Consider the following 17,377-nt stretch of genomic DNA (forward strand, 5'->3'; position numbering starts at 1 on the left):
AAAACCACACCTATGTGATCCAAACCAAATATTTAGCAAGCCAATAGAATCATTGCCGATGAAAGAAACCTTTTCGGGATCCCAGTCACGGATCATCCAGGGATGTCTGGCTAGTATCGCAGCCACAGAATTTATGGTCCCTCTGACCCTAAAGGCCGTACCAGCGAACACCCTACAAATAACAATGATTTGCGGACGGCCACCCTACTCTTTTTACTTTCTATTTCGCTTCAACCGCTGTTTGTTTTACACTTCTTATTCAGTCTGCTTCTGCATCATTGATATCCCGGCAGTATGCCATAACGTTCATCAGTACATCTGCGTTACGCCATAACTGCTGTGCCAGTGTATCCGACCATTGCGACCATACCCGTGAGATATAGCAGTCTGAGCCTTCGCCGGTAAACTGATAACCGTCTTCAAAGCGTTTCTGCATTGCCGCATAAATGGCCTCCAGCTCTTTACCTTTAATACCGGCCTCTACCCCGGCCATCACTGTGCCTGGGAAATAAGCAAACGGCTGATTCAGACCTGCATAGTAGATTTCCAGCAACAGCATCAGTTGCTGTTCTGCATATTCTCTGTCCAGCGGAGAAAAGACCAGATGCTGTACCCCCTCCCTCTTATCCAGTCCGATCAGGTGGGTATTCTGACTATCGGCACATACTGCCAGACAAAGGTGGTCGATCCAGCCCGCCAGCCGATCCTGAGCTCTGACGGAACCACAGCGGTAACGAACCAGTCCGGACTGATAGCGGTACGTCAACCAGCCCGTCAATTGTATCGGTTTATCCTCACCACAGGGAGTCAGCCGGATATTCAGCTCCGCATCATCCAGCGGCGACTGACAGAGGAAAACCAGCACTTCCAGCATGGCTTTCGCCTGAACTCGGCTCTCTTCAAAGATCAACTCCCCAAAAGCCCCGACAGGCAGCAGACCTTTTGCTCTCTGATAGCGGATAAACGCTTGTGCAGCCTGCTCGTCATCCTTCCCTGCCAAATGCGCCTGAAGCATCACCGACAAAATTCGCTCCCGTAACTGATACCCCTGCAAACCATCCAGAGCAAACGGCTCATCATCATTGACAGCAGCGTGCACATCACCAAAGAAAACCTTTAAGCGCCGGTTGAAGAAATATTGCACCGGCAGACGCCAGAATCGTTGCAGTTCTGCCAGTGGTAATTCCAGCGGATAGACAGCATCCAGCAGACTGTCGTCAAGAGGCTGAATAAACGCAGCCCGTTTTTCTCCCTGCCGGTTGACGACAGGAAGCCATTCCTGAGCATAACTTGGCTGTTCTCCGGTAAAGGCAGCCGGACTAAAAGGCACCATAGGATGATAATGAGTCAGAGCCCGGATCAAGTGCCCCGCAGAGGTGTCATTCGGCAATGCTTCATCCCCCGGTAGGCAGAAATTCTGGCCGCAGTAATCCAGCAGCTCCGTAGCCAGAATAGACGGAACCCGTTCACTGTTATCCTGAATCGAACGACCAATATAACTTATATAAAGTGTCTGCTGAGCAGAAAGCAGTGCCTCCAGAAACAGGTAACGATCATCATCACGCCGGGAACGGTCTCCCGGCCGGCTTCTGCCGTTCATCAAATCAAAACCTTCCGGTGGCATAGCTCGCGGATAAGCTCCGTCGTTCATCCCCAGAAGGCACACGGTTTTAAACGGAATGGATCGCATCGGCATCAGGGTACAGAAATTAACCTGCCCGGCCAGAAAACGCTGACTGACCCGGGATCCGGACAAACGATTCTGCAGATATTGCAGCATCACCGCCGGTGAAATCAGTTCAGTAAATAAGGCACTTTCCAGTTGTTCCTGTAACTGAGTCAATACATCACGAATAGATTTCAGTACAATTTCCCCTTCCAGACCGACACAAAAACACGCCTCCAGCAAAGCAAACAAATGGTGTCTCCATTCACCCATCGTCCGTGAATGAGAAAGCGTCCGTCGATAATAATCAATCTGCCCGATAAAATGTGCCAGCTTACCCGCCAGTTCAGCATCCATACCCTGCACTTCAGCATAAGGTACTATGTCGCGGCTGAGACCACTGAACAGGCTGAGACTACCGTCATAAACCTGCTCTGCCATAGCATAACCCAGCAGCATCCGCTGAATACCGGATAACCAGGTATTCTGCTCTCCGGCAGGCAATGCAAACTCATCCGCCGTATCAGCATCAATGCCCCAGCGGATCCCTGTTTCTTCAATCCAGAACCGGGCTCGTTCAAACGCTTCCTCATCCAGACCAAACCGGGCCATGATCTCTGGTGTCTCCAGCAACTCCAGCAGTTCTGATGCCGTACAGCGACTTTCCGGCAGGTTAACCAAACGGATAAACGCATTCAGAACAGGACTCTCCTGAGCTGCAGTCCGGTCTGAAATCGAATAAGGAACAAACCTGTCTCCCGGAGCGTTACCGAATACCGCCTGAATAGCGGGACTATAAGCGTTAATATCAGCCACCATAACGATAATATCCCGAGGCTGCAGTTGGGGATCGGCATCAAACATGCGTAGTAGCTGGTCATACAGTACTTCAACCTCTCGCATAGGGCTATGACAGGCATGGAAACTGAGTGATGCATCGTTTTCCGGTACTCTTTTTTTATGGCAACTGCTCTCCAGCTGTTTATCGTCCTGCCGTTCTTCCAGATTCAGAATATCAGCCTGAATATGATGCAGCAGGGTATCGCGTTCAACGTCTGCAAATGCTTCAATCTCGTTGGCTTCCAACTGAGAAAGCAGATACATATTATCTCGCCCTAGTTTACCCATCGAGGCTAGAAGGCTATTACCAATAACACCGGTATGCAGCACATCGGCAAGATTGTCCTCAACACTGCCTTTCAGCTGTTCTGTTTCACCATGTACAGCATAATGATCCCTCTGCCATTGCATATGTTGACGATAGCGGGAAGCTAGCCCGGCAAGATACTTGCGATCCCGAACCTCACCCCAGTAGTAACGACAGGGGTTGGTAAACATCAGATGCACATCCGTATGCTGCCCCAGAGCTTTCAAAGCAGCCATATAACGCGGAGGCAGAGAAGAGATACCAAAGACAAACAGACGTTCAGGGAGACCGGGGAAATGCCCTGTATAATGTTCAAGAGAATCGATAAAATGCTCATACAGATTGGCACGATGGTAAGGCGACTGACCCAGTGCCAGAGTATGTTCATAGAGTGCCTGCCACAGCAGCGGTTGCCATGGCTGTTCATCACCCAGTTCCTGAACCTGATTTCCGGCTTCCCAGTCAGCAATCCATTCAGGGCGGTACACCAGATAACCGTCAAAAATATCAGCGATCTTCTCTGCCAACTGATAGCGTTTACTGCTGTCAGCATCATCCGTTAAATACTGCTTCAGGGGAGCAAATTCTTCCCGATCCAGTTGCATCGGGAGAATCTGCATCAGTTTCCATGTCATCGCTTCTTTATTAAAAGCACTGTGTTCAGGAACATCATCCAAAACCTGTACAAACATGTTCCAGATAAATGTCGCAGGAAGAGGAAATTCAATGTTGGCAGCAATTCCCAGCTCTTGCGCCAGTTCCATCTTTAGCCACTGGGACATACCCGGACTCTGTACTAAAATCTGCTCTTTCCGGAACGGATTATCCAGTGGATTAACCCGGATAAGTTCCACCAGCAATGTTTTCAGGATATCTATCTGATTAGAATGGTAAACCGTAAACAAAATGCACCTGCCAATACGTTCAGTAACAATGCCCAGATTAGCATAAGTGAAAGATATTGACTCATACTGTCGGTCATTATCATGCAATGTCACTTTGATAATATTTTCATTGCTAATTTGTACATTGTTTTATATGTTATTGAATAAAATGTGACCTACTCCCCAAAAGTTTCAGCACACACTGTACCTGTTCACGGAACGAACAGAACAACAAGATGGAAGCAGTGATTATGGATAATTATTTTTGGCTACTGACGGCAGCTCTGCTCGTATTCGTTATGCAGGCCGGATTTCTCTGCCTCGAAAGCGGCAGGATCCGCAGTAAAAATAGCATTAACGTGGCTGCAAAAAATATTGCTGACTTTGTTATCTCTATCATTATCTTTTGGCTGTTTGGCTTTTCCATCATGTTTGGCGATAGTTTCCACGGCCTGCTCAATCCACTGCCAACATTGTTCGACGATGTCAACCACCCGTGGAATGTCAGCTTTTTTCTGTTTCAGCTCATGTTCTGCGGCACAGCGACAACCATCATGTCCGGAGCCGTTGCGGAGCGGATGTCTTTCAAAGGTTACCTGCTTATCGCCATGATCCTCAGTGCATTCATTTATCCGGTTACCGGGCACTGGGCATGGGCCGGTGCTTTTAATCCGGAGAATCCCGGCTGGCTGCAAACATTAGGCTTTGTTGATTTCGCCGGTTCTATGGTCGTACATGGCGTTGGTGGTTGTGTCTCTCTGGTTATCATCTGTATCATCGGCCCTCGTATCGGACGCTTCGATAAAGGTGTAACCCTTCCTCAGGGCAGTAATCTGCCATTATCAGCACTCGGCACCCTGCTGCTCTGGTTCGGCTGGTTCGGTTTTAACGGTGGCAGTACGCTATTTTTTAACGCACAGGTTCCCATGGTTATTCTTAATACCTGTCTTGCCGCAGCCTGGGGCGGACTAACCGCTTCTGCTGTACATTATTTCTATCATCGTCATTTCGATGTTGCACAGATCCTGAATGGGGTTATCGGTGGGCTGGTCGGCATTACCGCAGGTTGCCATGTTATGAATACGCCATCAGCCATGCTGGTCGGCATTCTCTCCGGCTGTATTGTTTTCTGGGGTGAAAAATGGATTAACCACCTGAAGATTGATGATGCTCTGGGTGTTGTCCCTGCTCATTTATTTACCGGAATCTGGGGGGTACTGTCTGTCGGTCTTCTGGGGGACCTAGATAAGATAGGCACCGGACTAAGCCGGACTGAACAGATAACAGTACAACTGTTTGGAATTATCTGTATCAGCACCTGGAGTATTCTGGTCAGCTATACTCTGGCTAAACTGATTAACCGGTACAGCCCTCTCCGGGTTTCACAGGAAGCCGAAGAACAGGGCATGAACGTAGCAGAACACCATGCCGCAACTGAGCTGTCTGATCTGCTGACCTCGATGAAACATCAACAGGATCTGGGTGATTTTTCCAGCCCGGTTCCAGAGCATCCTTTTACGGAAGTCGGGCTGGTGGCCACACAGTACAACAAAGTGATCAAACGGGTTCAGACAGAAATATCGGCCAGAGATGAAGCCATCGATAACTTCCAGACCAGCGAACAACGCAAAAGTGCTATTCTGGATTCCTCAATGGACAGTATTGTTACGCTTGATTTGCTGGGGAATATTCTGGAATTTAACTCTTCTGCAGAACGAACCTTTGACACACCAAGGATCCGGGCCAAGGGTAATAATTTCATCAACATTTTTGTCCCTGCATCCTCACGCAGCTATGTCCATAATAGTCTGGAACACGGATTCGTTCTTCCTGACGGATTACTGCTCAACCGACGTAACAGCCTCATACTTCAGCGTAACGGAGGGAATGAATTTCCTGCAGAAATATCAGTGACTTACTCCAGACAAACCAACCATGCCAGAGGTGAGTATGTCCTGAATATCAGGGACGTTACCCGGCAAAGAAAATTGCAGGCTAAGTTGCGTCAGCTCGCTTACAGTGATCCACTCACTGGCCTGTACAACCGAACCTATCTGGTTGAGAGCCTGAATAAATACCTTACAGCCTTAAAATCAACCGATGATACTCTGGTCGTTTTTTTTCTGGATCTGGATAAATTTAAACGAATTAATGACACCATGGGGCATAAGGCAGGCGATGAACTGTTATGTGAAGTTGCCCGTAGACTCAGCAGTGTTACCCGTGAATCGGATGTCATTACCCGCTGGGGCGGCGATGAATTTATTATCCTGATGCGGGGACAGATAACACAGATTCTGGCACAGCAAAAAGCAGAAGAAATCCTGACTGTAATGCGCCAGCCGGTTGTTCTGGAAGGACAAGGACTGAATATCCCTACCAGTATCGGGGTAACCATGACGCGTACCCCGGACATTGATCCCGACAAACTCATTCAGCAGGCAGATATAGCCATGTATCAGGCGAAACTTCAAGGCAGAGATAACTATCAGTTTTTTGCTGATCAGATGGCACAGCAGGCCAGCCAGAATTTTCATTATGAACAGGCACTGCGGGAAGATTTGCATACTGAACGGTTTTTTCTTGTCTATCAGCCAAAGGTGACGGAAAAAGGTAAAATTATCGGTTTTGAAGCACTCAGTCGCTGGTCACATGAACGTGACGGCTTTATTCCTCCGGATACCTTTATTGCCATAGCGGAAGAATCTCAGTTGATTGTGTCTCTGGGCAAACGGGTCATCCAGCTCACCCTCCAATTTCTGCAAAAGCTACAGCAGCAAGGAGCAGAACTGGTACCTATTTCCGTGAATATATCCGGTAAGCATTTGTTGTGCGAAGAATTTCTTCCGTCACTTCGTGCTCAGTTGGAACACACGGGTATCAGTGGCCAGTGGCTGGAAATAGAAATTACCGAAAGTGTTCTTGTTTCAGATATAGAACGCTGTGCCGAGGTAATGTCACAAGTAAAAGAGTTGGGTATTGCTATCTCGATTGATGATTTCGGTACCGGCTATTCTTCACTGAACTATCTGAAACGTCTGCCGATTGATGTGCTGAAAATTGACAAATCCTTTGTCGATGAGTGTCATATTCTCAGAGAAGATGGCAAGATCTGTTCTACGATTATCAGTCTGGCTCAGAATCTGGAACTGACGACCATTGCTGAAGGGGTCGAAACATCCGAACAGTTGTCATTCCTGCTGAAAAACGGATGTCAGTATTTTCAGGGATACTATTTCTATATGCCACTTCTTGAGGATGAGGTTGAGACCCTGCTAATAAAACATATACGCACTGAATAAAGCATCATCAGACAAAAACACTGCACCGAGTTTCTCAATTCATCTGACCCGACTGGACTTTAAGCCGGATAAACTGTATAAACACACAGTACACTTAATAACGTTTGAGGGATAACCATGGCTGTAATCGTCAAGTACGTGGTGGAGCGCAACGGAGAAGAAAAGATGACTTTTACCTCTAAAGCTGAAGCTGACGCTTATGACAAAATGCTGGATATGGCAGATGAACTATTTACTCTGCTGAGCGAAAGCAAACTGATTGAAGATGAAGAAAAGCAGGAAGAACTGTCTCTGTATCTTGCTCAGCATAAAGAAGATGTGCTTGAAGCACTGGGAGCCAAACGTAAGCCTGCAGCGAAAAAACCTAAACAGCCAAAAGTTGTTGATACCGAAAAACAGGAAGATGCCGCTTAATTCGTTATGCAGTCCTCATTCCCACGGCTCCCGTGGGAATGCTATAAACCATCCCTTTTCCCGCTGTATCCGTCAACAAACTGCAACAGACTTAACCTGAGCCCAGACATCCATACCTGTTGTAAGCGATAATTTTTTCAGTGAATGCTGAGTGATCAGAGACAATAACCGGGTTCCATGCCGGGTTTCAAGCAATAATGCTACTTCTCCGGGTTTCGCTGTCGACTCTATTTGCTTTATCGTTACCGGGATTTCATTAGAAATGGATGAATCTTCCGGCATACTCAGGCAAATACCGACATCAGATGCAAGAATACGGCACCGATACTGTTCACCGATAGTCCCGTAATGCCCCAGGATCCAGAGATTCGTCTGTTCACCAATATCCAGCCGGGTCATATGGTCGGCACAATGCTCCACAATTTTCGTCTCGACAATACTGCCGAGTCCCGTACCGAACAATGCCTGATGTTGTGGATCTGACATAATATTAAGCGCAGAGTCTGAAGCCACTATTCTGCCCTGATCGAATAACACGATATGATCGGCAAGTCTTGCTAACTCTTCCATAGCATGCGTGACATATATTACAGGGATAGACAACTCTTTATGTAATCTCTCAAGGTATGGCAGGATCTCTGCCTTACGTCCGTTATCCAGAGCAGAAAGAGGCTCATCCATTAATAATAGATCCGGAGATGTCAGCAATGCTCTGGCTATAGACACCCTCTGTCTCTCTCCTCCGGACAAACGAGCTGTAGAACGATCCAGAAGATGCTCAATACCCAGCAAAGAACATACACTCTCTTTCTCAACTCTGCGTTTTGACGAAGCAATTCGTTTTAACCCATATTCCAGATTCTGCTGCACAGTGAGGTGGGGAAACAAACCAGCTTCCTGAAAGACATAACCAATATTGCGTTTATAGGTAGGAATAAAAAGACCATTCCCGGAATCCTGCCACACTTCACCCGCAGCAGAGAAATAGCCTTCACTCAGTTTTTCCAGCCCGGCCATCGCCCGGAGGCAGGTCGTTTTACCTGAACCAGAATGACCGAACAACACAGTAACACCTTTAGCAGGCAAGGTCAGATCCAGACTGAGGGAAAAACCCTCATAACGGATCTCAAATTTGGCGACAATGCAGTTTTTATTCATAACATCTTTCCTCTGCGGTCACCCCAACTTAACTGAACCGGGAACGGTGTTTATTGTTAAGCCAGTACATGCCTAACAGGGCAATAAAGGAAAACAGAACCATTCCTCCGGCAAGGATATGCGCCTTATCATATTCCAATGCTTCAGCATAGTTATAAATCTCTACTGAGATGACCCGGGTTTTTCCGGGAACATTACCGCCAATCATCAGCACAACACCAAACTCACCCAGTGTATGACAAAAGCCCATCACACCAGCAGAAAATACCCCCGGCCAGGCTAAAGGCAAAGTAACAGAAAAAAAGGTATCCCAAGGAGATGCTCTGAGTGTAGCAGCCACTTCTAGGGGTCTTTTACCTATGGCATCAAATGCGTTCTGTAATGGCTGAATAACAAAAGGGAGAGAATGAACAATGCAGGCAATGGCTATACCAGCAAAAGAGAAAGGTAACTGTTCCAGTCCCAACCAGTGAACCCATTGCCCAACTGCACCATGTGGCCCCATGAGCAACAACAAGTAAAAACCTAATACTGTAGGGGGGAGCACCATAGGTAAAGTAAAAATGGCAACCACTACCCCTTTATAACGACTTTTAGTACTGGACAACCACCATGCAAGCGGTACTGCAATCAGTAATAACCAGACGGTCACCACCGTGGCTAACTTCAAGGTGGTGACTATAACGTTAAGATCCAATTCCATATGGACAATCTTCAGTGGGTTACTTGTAACCGAATGAAGCGATCAGAGCTTTTGCTCTGGTACTTTGCAGATAATCCATCAGATGTTTTGCCGCAGAATTATTCTGTCCTTTCGATAGTAAAACTGCATCCTGCTTAATAGGAGCATACAGATCAGCCGGAATCTCCCAGTGAGAACCGTCAGCAAACTGGCCATCTTTATACACCTGGGACATGGCCAGGAAACCGACATCAGCATTACCGGTAACAACAAACTGATAGGTGGGGTTTAAGCCTTTTCCCATAACAAATTTAGGCTCCAGCACAGAATAAATTCCTAACTTTTCCATCGCCTGCTGAGCAGCCAGACCATACGGTGCCAGCTTAGGGTTTGCAAGAGCAATATGCTTCACTTTTTCTTCAAGAAGTACCCGTTCGCTGCCATTAACCAGAGCCTTATCCGGTGACCAGAGAACCAGTTTCCCCTGAGCATAAGTAAACCGATCCGTTGCCAGATTATCAGCTTCCAGTTTTTCCGGACGCTTGGTATCTGCTGCCAGAAAAACATCAAACGGAGCACCATTAACAATTTGTGCATAAAGCTGTCCGGTAGAACCGGTACTCAGGGTGACATCGTCACCGGTCACCTGTTTAAAATCCTTAGCAATAACCTGCATCGGTCCATAAAAATTATTTGCCACGGCAACCGTGACGTCTTCAGCACTAACTCCTGCCGATAATACAGCCGCTAATATTGAAACTACGCCAGTTATTCTTTTCATTACGGATATTCCTCCATGAATGCACCGAAAAAACCATGCAGCGATATAGATGCATTCAGATTCTGCCGCCGCCGGGTATTATAGGCAACACAAAAAGACTGAACGCAGAACAAAGACTGCACATTTAAAATGTCCTGATTATTGTTTCGTTAATTCCTTTAACTATGTGACTAATATCACATCAAAACATCCTATATCACAGACCAACATGATGGCAAGTCTGAATTCTATGATTATTATGGTTATTTTCTGCTCATCAGAATTTCTTATTAAAGAAATATATCGCCCAAAAGACAAGACATATCATTTTGCAGACTTTATCAGATTCAACCCTTTCATCTTGTCCACAGGCTCTTTATGATTCAGTTAACAGTTTTTAAGAACAACGATCCGTCAGAAGCGTGTCCGTCTGCTCAACCGGCGTTACACCAGACGTTCTAACGGCCCACTACTATGGAGATACAAAGACAATGGCATATTTCTCTCTTGCATTCGGCAGTGCAACCAAAAACCGTGATGGAAAAATCATCGAAGCATTCTTTCCGAATCCGCTACTGAATCCGGCTGACGCTCTGGTCAATGCCCTGAGTCAGATCAGTGGTTATACCGGTGGTAACCAGTCTATTGAAATCACTCCAGCTCAGAGTGCGGAGCTAGCAACCGCTTTTGCCGCTCATGCCGAGAGTGCCAATGCCTCTTTTGCGGAGCAAGCAGCCAATGCCGGACAACCATTAGTACTGGTGATTCTGGAAACCGATGAGCAACCTCAGTCTGTTGCTGAAGGTTTCCTAAAACTGCAACTGATTTCTCACCGTCTGGTTCAGCCACACGGTATCGTACTTGACGGTATTTTTGGCCTGCTGCACAACATTGCATGGACGAATGAAGGTCCCATCGATCTACCGGAACTGGCACAACGTCAGATTGAAGCCCGTCTGGCAGGCCGTGCTCTGAGCGTCGACTGTGTAGACAAGTTCCCTAAAATGGTCGATTACGTGGTTCCGACCGGTGTTCGTATCGCAGATACATCACGTGTTCGTCTGGGTGCCCATGTGGGTGAAGGCACAACCGTAATGCACGAAGGTTTTATTAACTTCAATGCGGGTACTACCGGCGTCAGTATGGTCGAAGGTCGTATTTCTGCAGGTGTTATGGTGGGTAACGGCTCCGATATCGGCGGCGGTGCATCCATTATGGGCACTCTGTCCGGTGGCGGTAAAGTCGTTGTATCTATTGGTGAAAACAGCCTGCTGGGTGCTAATGCCGGCTTGGGCTTCCCGCTGGGTGATCGTTGCACTATCGAATCAGGCTTATATGTCACTGCAGGCTCCAAGGTACGGATGCTGGACTCTGAAGGTAAAGAAGTCGAATATGCAAAAGCCCGTGATCTGGCTGGTAAACCAGACCTGCTGTTCCGCCGTAACTCGATGACTGGTCAAATTGAATGTCTGACCAATAAATCTGCTGTAGAGCTGAATAGTGAACTGCACAGCAACAACTGATTAACAGCAACCTCTTATTATTCATACGGGAGAAAACGCTTTTCTCCCGCTCCATCTAACTGACCAACGTTTACATAAAAAACTTTCCATAAAAAACAATGAATTGATAATATATTCACGTATACACCCATGCAATATAGTTGCATCGTTTACACTACATCAGCGATAATAAAGACTTCCTATTCAGAGAGTTCCAGCATGGCGACGATAAAAGATGTAGCAAAGGAAGCCGGCGTATCTGTCGCAACAGTATCCCGGGTTATCAACAATTCTCCTAAAGCAAGCGCAGCCTCCATAAATTCAGTAAAGCAGGCCATGACAAAACTCGGTTATCGCCCAAACGCCAATGCCCGGGCTCTGGTCAGCCAGAGTACCCAGACCGTCGGCGTTCTGGTGGCAGATGTCTCAGATCCATTTTTCGGTACTCTGGTCAAAGCGGCGGATAACATTGCTCATGCCCATGGCAAGCATCTTCTGGTCTGTAATGGTTATCATCATGCTGATCAGGAAAAAGCAGCTATAGAACTCCTGATTAACAGCCGCTGTGACTCTTTGATCATTCATTCTAAAGCCCTTTCCGATGATGAACTAATACGCTATGCCGCTGAAGTTAAAGGTATGGTATTAATTAACCGCTACATTTCTGAGCTGGCCGACCGTTGTATCTCTCTAGATAACCACAGGGGCGCTTACCTTGCTACTGAATTTCTGATCCGCAACGGACATACGAAGATTGCACATATTGCGTCTTCTCATGCTATTGAAGATACGGATGCACGTATTGATGGCTATCTCGACGCAATGCGTGATAACCATCTGGAGCCATCCAGAAGCTATATCGAATATGGAGAGCCGGACAGTGAAGGCGGAGAACTGGCTACCCAGAACCTGCTGATGAAAGCGGTTGATTTTACGGCTGTCGTTGCCTACAACGATTATATGGCGGTCGGAGCTCTATCGGTATTCGAAGAAAATGCTATCCATGTCCCACAGCAGGTATCCATCGTCGGCTTCGATGACGGATTACTGGCAAAATATGTTCATCCCAAATTGACAACCATTCGCTACCCGATTCAACTGATGGCGGAAAGAGCAGCAAATCTGTCCCTACAGTTGGCAAAAGGGGAGAGGCCGGATTCAGGTTCAAACCGGTTTGCACCAACCATCGTCAGACGGATGTCAGTCGAGAAAATTTAGAGCTTCCCCGGAGCACCGAGGAAACTCATATACATAAATGGCTAAAACTCAAACAGATACGTTGTTTCAAAGCTGTACTCATCATCAGGCTGCAAAATACAGCTTACCTGATCCCACTCCGGATGGTTTGGCGAGTCAGGTAGGAACTGAGTCTCCAGAGCGAAGCCCGCATAATCAATATACTCACCTCCGCTACGGTTCGGTTCACCGGCCAGCCAGTTACCAGTATACAACTGCAATGCTGGTTTATCTGTAAAGACTTTCAGAGTAATTGCGTTATCGGGAGAACACACTTCTGCAGCACATGCTCCCTGTCTGCATTCCGGATTCAGCAGGTAAGCGTGATCATAACCTTTAACCTTCTGCTGCTGTACATCTTTCAGCAGATCCTGACCAATGGTCTTCGCCTGACGGAAATCAAAACCGGTTCCGGAAACAGACTCCAACTCACCCAGAGGGATCCCGGCTTCAGTGATCGGCAAATACTGATCCGCATCGATCCGTAATGTATGTCCTTTACAGCAGATACCCGACTCGGGAGCGATCAGATTGAAATAGGCGTGATTGGTCAGATTCACCGGCGTCGGTTTATCCGTCGTTGCATGGTAACGAATAACCACCCGGTTATCCGCCGTCAACTGATAAGTCACCGAAGCCTTTACTTGTCCCGGAAATCCCTGGTCACCATCGGCTGACAATAACCCGAAACGGACAAAATCCTCCCCCTGCTCTTCAATATCCCAGCGCCGCTTGTCGAAACCGCTCATCCCGCCATGCAGAGTATTGCCTGATTGGTTGGTACTTAGCTGATAGCTCTGGCCACTAATAGAAAATTGTCCGGATCCTATACGGTTAGCATAACGGCCAACCGTTGTTCCGATATAACTGCTTAATCCCCGGAAATCAGACATTGTCGAGACGCCCAGCATCACCTCTCGATTTTCTTCTTTCAGCGGCAGGATACAACTGAGCCAGGTGGCTCCGATATCCATAAAGGTTACCGACATTCCCGATACATTACGTAATGTCACCAGCGTTGCCGGACTGCCGTCAAACGCGGCTTCAGCCGTCATTGTTTCCCTGAGAGTCTCAGACATATGATATCCTTAACGTGCTTCTACTAATCCGGCTCCTGATGTTGCCTGACAGACGTAGATAGTTGCTTTCAGACCCGTTTCTGCTTCATAACGGGCTTCCACGGTTTGCTTCACTTTATCGGCCAATGATGGTGGAACCAGAGCCACAATACAGCCGCCAAAGCCACCGCCGGTCATACGAACACCGCCCTCATCACCAAGCACCTCTTTAACCATATCAACTAAGGCATCAATTTCTTTGACTGTGATCTCGAAATCATCACGCATTGAACGATGGGACTCAGCCATCAGCTCACCCATGCGTTTAATATCTCCGGCCTCCAGCGCCAGTGCAGCAGCTTCCGTCCGCTCATTTTCGGTGATCACATGCCGGGCACGCATAGCGACAACGTCATCCAGCTCTGCCATCCGTTCATTAAACTGCCCGGCAGACACATCCCGTAATGCTTTTACCCCAAATATCCGGGCAGCTTCTTCACACTGCTGACGGCGGGTGTTGTATTCACTATCCACCAGCCCACGCTGTTTATTCGAGTTAATGATCATCACAACAACATCTTCCGGCATGGACACCGCTTTGGTCTCCAGAGAACGGCAATCGATCAGTAAGGCATGGTTCTCCTTACCTTCAGCAGAAATCAGCTGATCCATGATGCCGCAATTACAGCCAACAAACTCATTCTCAGCCTGCTGCCCGTTCAAAGCAATCTCCGCCTGAGAGATATCCAGTTTGTATAATTCCTTAAACGTCTGGCCGATCACCACTTCCAAAGCAGCAGAAGAACTCAGACCGGCTCCCTGCGGAACATTCCCCGACACGGCAATATCCATCCCGCGGAACGAATACCCTCGTTCCTGAAGACATTTAACCACACCACGAATATAGTTAGCCCACATACAGTCCGGTTGAAACTCAATCTCTTTTGTCAGATCAAACTGATTGATTTCATTAGCGTAATCAATTGATACGATCCGTACGATATCATCATGGCGTTTTGCCGCTGCTACTACCGCCTGGTAGTTGATAGCACAAGGCAGAACAAAACCATCATTATAATCCGTGTGTTCACCAATCAGATTAACCCGACCAGGTGCCTGAATTATATGAGTAGGAACATAATCAAAGGTAGCAGCAAAGGCGTCTTTCACGCTCTGAATTAATGGAGTCATAAGTCTTGTCTCTGTTATTGTCATCGTGAGTTGTCATCGATCCCCATCTCTCTTCATACCAGCAGAAACGGGAAGCCGGGTTGTATTATTTCAGCTCTTTATAGTGAATATCGCTCAGATCACGCAGCCTCTGAGCCGCCTGCTCTGCCGTCAGATCCCGCTGAGATTCAGCCAGCATTTCATATCCCACCATAAACTTACGTACCGTGGCACTGCGCAGCAATGGCGGATAGAAAAGTGCGTGTAATTGCCAGTGATTGGTATCTGTTCCTGCTTCAAAGAACGGCGCATAATGCCAGCCCATAGAATAAGGGAAAGAACACTGGAACAAGTTATCATAACGACTGGTCAGCTTCTTGATAGCCAATGCCAAATCATCCCGCTGTTCATCTGTCAGCTCGTTCATACGCCGGATATGTGCTTTCGGTAACAGCATGGTTTCAAACGGCCATGCTGCCCAGTACGGAACCACCGCTACCCAGTGTGCCGTCTCTACCACAATACGCTCACCCGCTTTCAGCTCGGCTGCAACATAGTCCACCAGTAAACTTGAACCATATTGCTCATAGTAATCTTTCAGGTGTTTTTCTTTACGCTCGATCTCATTAGGCAAAAAACTGTTTGCCCAAATCTGACCATGCGGATGAGGCTGCGAACACCCCATGGTTTCACCTTTATTCTCAAAAGCCTGAACCCAGATATATTCTTTACCCAACTCTTCAATCTGTTCGTTCCAGGTATCAATCACACTCCGAATCTTATCCAGCGGCAATTCAGGCAGAGTCTTACTGTGATCAGGAGAGAAACAGATGACCCTGCTCAGACCTCTTACTCCCTGAGTCCGGAACAGAGGATTCTCTGATTCAGGGGCATCAGGAGAGTCAGTCATCAATGCAGCAAAATCATTGTTAAATACATACGTACCCTGATAATCCGGGTTTTTATCTCCAGAGATCCGGGTATTACCTGCACACAAAAAACATTTCTCATCATAGGTCGGTAATTCAGCAACCGATGGTTTTTCATCCTGTCCGCTCCAGGGGCGCTTAGCTCGGTGCGGAGAAACCAGAATCCACTGACCTGTCAGCGGGTTATAACGACGATGTGGATGATCCACCGGATTAAATTCAATGTGTGACATATACTCTTCTCTCAACTCCCGGATACACATCTGCCCACACAGATACGTATCAACCTAAAAACAATTCCGGCCAAAAAACAGGTGCAAAAAACCCTCAGATAGCGCTTCAATACGCTATCTGACCGGTTAAAAACACAGAGTTAGTAATGGATGCCGGGACGAGGGCTGCTACTGATACCCTTGCGGATTTTTGGACTGCCAGTGCCAGGTATCGGCCGTCATTTCAGCAACGGTTCGGGTCGCTTTCCAGCCCAGATCTTTTTCAGCTTTAGCTGTACTGGCCCAGCACTCAGCAATATCCCCCGGCCGACGCGGACAAATTTCATATGGCACAGGTTTACCGCAGGCCTTAGCGAAAGCCTCAACCATTTCCAGAACACTGGAACCATTGCCGGTGCCCAGATTATAAATATGCAATCCCTCTTTATCCCCCAGAGCATTCAGTGCTGCAATATGTCCGTCAGCCAGATCCATTACATGGATATAATCACGCACACCAGTTCCGTCCGGTGTCGGGTAATCATTGCCGAACACCGATAGTTTTTCACGACGCCCTACCGCAACCTGGGCAATAAATGGCATCAGATTATTGGGGATCCCTTGTGGATCTTCACCCATAGTGCCGGACGGATGAGCACCAACCGGATTAAAATACCGCAGCAGAGTAATGCTCCACTCCGGCTGAGATTTATAAAAATCCGCCAAACACTCTTCGACCATATATTTGCTGCGACCATACGGATTGGTCGTTGCTCCCACCGGGGAATCTTCAGTAATCGGAACAACTTCAGGATCACCATATACTGTGGCAGATGAACTGAACACAATGCTCTTCACCCCGGCTTTGCGCATTGCCCGCACCAGAACCAGCGAACCATTGACATTGTTATCGTAATATTCCAGAGGCTTGCTGACCGATTCACCGACGGCTTTCAGACCCGCGAAATGGATCACGGCCTGTATATCGTTCTCACGAAAAACCTGATCCAAAAATGCTTCATCGCGGACATCTCCCTGATAAAAATCAGGACGAACACCGGTAAGGGATTCAATACGATCCAGCACGGTTAATTTACTGTTGCACAGGTTATCGACAATAACAGGTACGATATCGGCCTTAATCATCTGTACACAGGTATGGCTGCCTATATAGCCCATACCACCGGTTACTAACACTTTCACGATTTGCCTCTCTTTGCGCTCTCCTGCGCAGATAAGAATAAGTCCACAGTGCCG

12 protein-coding genes are annotated in these 17,377 nt (G+C 47.4%); 4 read left to right on the forward strand and 8 right to left on the reverse strand.

Going from position 1 to position 17,377, the window contains the following annotated elements; all coding sequences use genetic code 11:
* Positions 1-259 precede the first annotated feature (259 nt).
* The gene (gene recC / locus CSW98_RS10885) at positions 260-3,718 is read right to left on the reverse strand and encodes an exodeoxyribonuclease V subunit gamma (protein ID WP_100800673.1); all 3,459 of its coding nucleotides are present in this window, start codon (positions 3,716-3,718) and stop codon (positions 260-262) included.
* A gap of 230 nt (positions 3,719-3,948) precedes the next feature.
* On the opposite strand from recC, the gene amt reads away from it, so the two are divergent.
* Together amt and CSW98_RS10895 are read left to right on the forward strand one after the other, a co-directional pair.
* Complete coding sequence (gene amt, locus CSW98_RS10890) at positions 3,949-6,999, forward strand: ammonium transporter (RefSeq protein ID WP_100800674.1); 3,051 nt, start codon at positions 3,949-3,951, stop codon at positions 6,997-6,999.
* A 117-nt stretch (positions 7,000-7,116) separates the two neighbouring features.
* Positions 7,117-7,413 carry a YebG family protein gene (locus tag CSW98_RS10895; protein WP_100800505.1) on the forward strand — a complete coding sequence of 99 codons (297 nt, stop codon included), beginning with the start codon at positions 7,117-7,119 and terminating at the stop codon, positions 7,411-7,413.
* Positions 7,414-7,485: 72 nt separating this feature from the next.
* Here the strand turns inward: CSW98_RS10895 and modC are convergent, their stop codons facing one another.
* The 3 genes from modC to modA are packed head-to-tail and all read right to left on the reverse strand — an operon-like array spanning position 7,486 to position 10,034.
* Positions 7,486-8,571 (reverse strand): molybdenum ABC transporter ATP-binding protein, encoded by a 1,086-nt coding sequence (gene modC, locus CSW98_RS10900; protein ID WP_100800506.1) that lies wholly within the window; start codon positions 8,569-8,571, stop codon positions 7,486-7,488.
* A gap of 28 nt (positions 8,572-8,599) precedes the next feature.
* A complete protein-coding gene (gene modB / locus CSW98_RS10905; protein WP_100800507.1) occupies positions 8,600-9,274 on the reverse strand; it encodes a molybdate ABC transporter permease subunit in 675 nt (224 codons plus the stop codon).
* A gap of 19 nt (positions 9,275-9,293) precedes the next feature.
* Positions 9,294-10,034 (reverse strand): molybdate ABC transporter substrate-binding protein, encoded by a 741-nt coding sequence (gene modA, locus CSW98_RS10910; RefSeq protein ID WP_100800508.1) that lies wholly within the window; start codon positions 10,032-10,034, stop codon positions 9,294-9,296.
* A gap of 470 nt (positions 10,035-10,504) precedes the next feature.
* Between modA and dapD the strand changes: the two genes are divergently transcribed.
* The gene (gene dapD, locus CSW98_RS10915; protein ID WP_100800509.1) at positions 10,505-11,536 is read left to right on the forward strand and encodes a 2,3,4,5-tetrahydropyridine-2,6-dicarboxylate N-succinyltransferase; all 1,032 of its coding nucleotides are present in this window, start codon (positions 10,505-10,507) and stop codon (positions 11,534-11,536) included.
* 198 nt (positions 11,537-11,734) lie between these two features.
* Entirely contained in the window at positions 11,735-12,733 is a 999-nt protein-coding gene (locus tag CSW98_RS10920; protein ID WP_100800510.1) for a substrate-binding domain-containing protein, read from the forward strand.
* A gap of 41 nt (positions 12,734-12,774) precedes the next feature.
* On the opposite strand, the gene galM is transcribed toward CSW98_RS10920, so the two are convergent.
* The 4 genes from galM to galE all read right to left on the reverse strand — a co-directional run bounded on the left by galM (position 12,775) and on the right by galE (position 17,323).
* On the reverse strand, positions 12,775-13,830 hold the full coding sequence (gene galM / locus CSW98_RS10925; RefSeq protein ID WP_100800511.1) for a galactose-1-epimerase: 1,056 nt from the start codon (positions 13,828-13,830) through the stop codon (positions 12,775-12,777).
* A gap of 9 nt (positions 13,831-13,839) precedes the next feature.
* Positions 13,840-15,000, reverse strand: a complete 1,161-nt coding sequence (galK, locus tag CSW98_RS10930; RefSeq protein WP_100800512.1) for a galactokinase — start codon at positions 14,998-15,000, stop codon at positions 13,840-13,842.
* Positions 15,001-15,085: 85 nt separating this feature from the next.
* The gene (locus tag CSW98_RS10935; RefSeq protein WP_100800675.1) at positions 15,086-16,141 is read right to left on the reverse strand and encodes a UDP-glucose--hexose-1-phosphate uridylyltransferase; all 1,056 of its coding nucleotides are present in this window, start codon (positions 16,139-16,141) and stop codon (positions 15,086-15,088) included.
* Positions 16,142-16,309: 168 nt separating this feature from the next.
* Positions 16,310-17,323, reverse strand: coding sequence for a UDP-glucose 4-epimerase GalE (gene galE, locus CSW98_RS10940; RefSeq protein ID WP_100800513.1), 1,014 nt, complete (start codon positions 17,321-17,323; stop codon positions 16,310-16,312).
* Between the last annotated feature and the right edge of the window lie 54 nt (positions 17,324-17,377).

Origin of the sequence: Vibrio sp. HA2012 (genome assembly GCF_002812955.1) — a bacterium.
Classification (GTDB): Bacteria; Pseudomonadota; Gammaproteobacteria; order Enterobacterales; family Vibrionaceae; genus Vibrio.

Bases quoted from the DNA above. Each gene is read 5' to 3' on its own strand.
- CSW98_RS10935 (WP_100800675.1), bottom strand. From the start codon at position 16,141: ATGTCACACATTGAATTTAATCCGGTGGATCATCCACATCGTCGTTAT.
- modB (WP_100800507.1), bottom strand. From the start codon at position 9,274: ATGGAATTGGATCTTAACGTTATAGTCACCACCTTGAAGTTAGCCACG.
- amt (WP_100800674.1), top strand. From the start codon at position 3,949: ATGGATAATTATTTTTGGCTACTGACGGCAGCTCTGCTCGTATTCGTT.
- galK (WP_100800512.1), bottom strand. From the start codon at position 15,000: ATGACTCCATTAATTCAGAGCGTGAAAGACGCCTTTGCTGCTACCTTT.
- modA (WP_100800508.1), bottom strand. From the start codon at position 10,034: ATGAAAAGAATAACTGGCGTAGTTTCAATATTAGCGGCTGTATTATCG.
- CSW98_RS10920 (WP_100800510.1), top strand. From the start codon at position 11,735: ATGGCGACGATAAAAGATGTAGCAAAGGAAGCCGGCGTATCTGTCGCA.
- CSW98_RS10895 (WP_100800505.1), top strand. From the start codon at position 7,117: ATGGCTGTAATCGTCAAGTACGTGGTGGAGCGCAACGGAGAAGAAAAG.
- dapD (WP_100800509.1), top strand. From the start codon at position 10,505: ATGGCATATTTCTCTCTTGCATTCGGCAGTGCAACCAAAAACCGTGAT.
- modC (WP_100800506.1), bottom strand. From the start codon at position 8,571: ATGAATAAAAACTGCATTGTCGCCAAATTTGAGATCCGTTATGAGGGT.
- galM (WP_100800511.1), bottom strand. From the start codon at position 13,830: ATGTCTGAGACTCTCAGGGAAACAATGACGGCTGAAGCCGCGTTTGAC.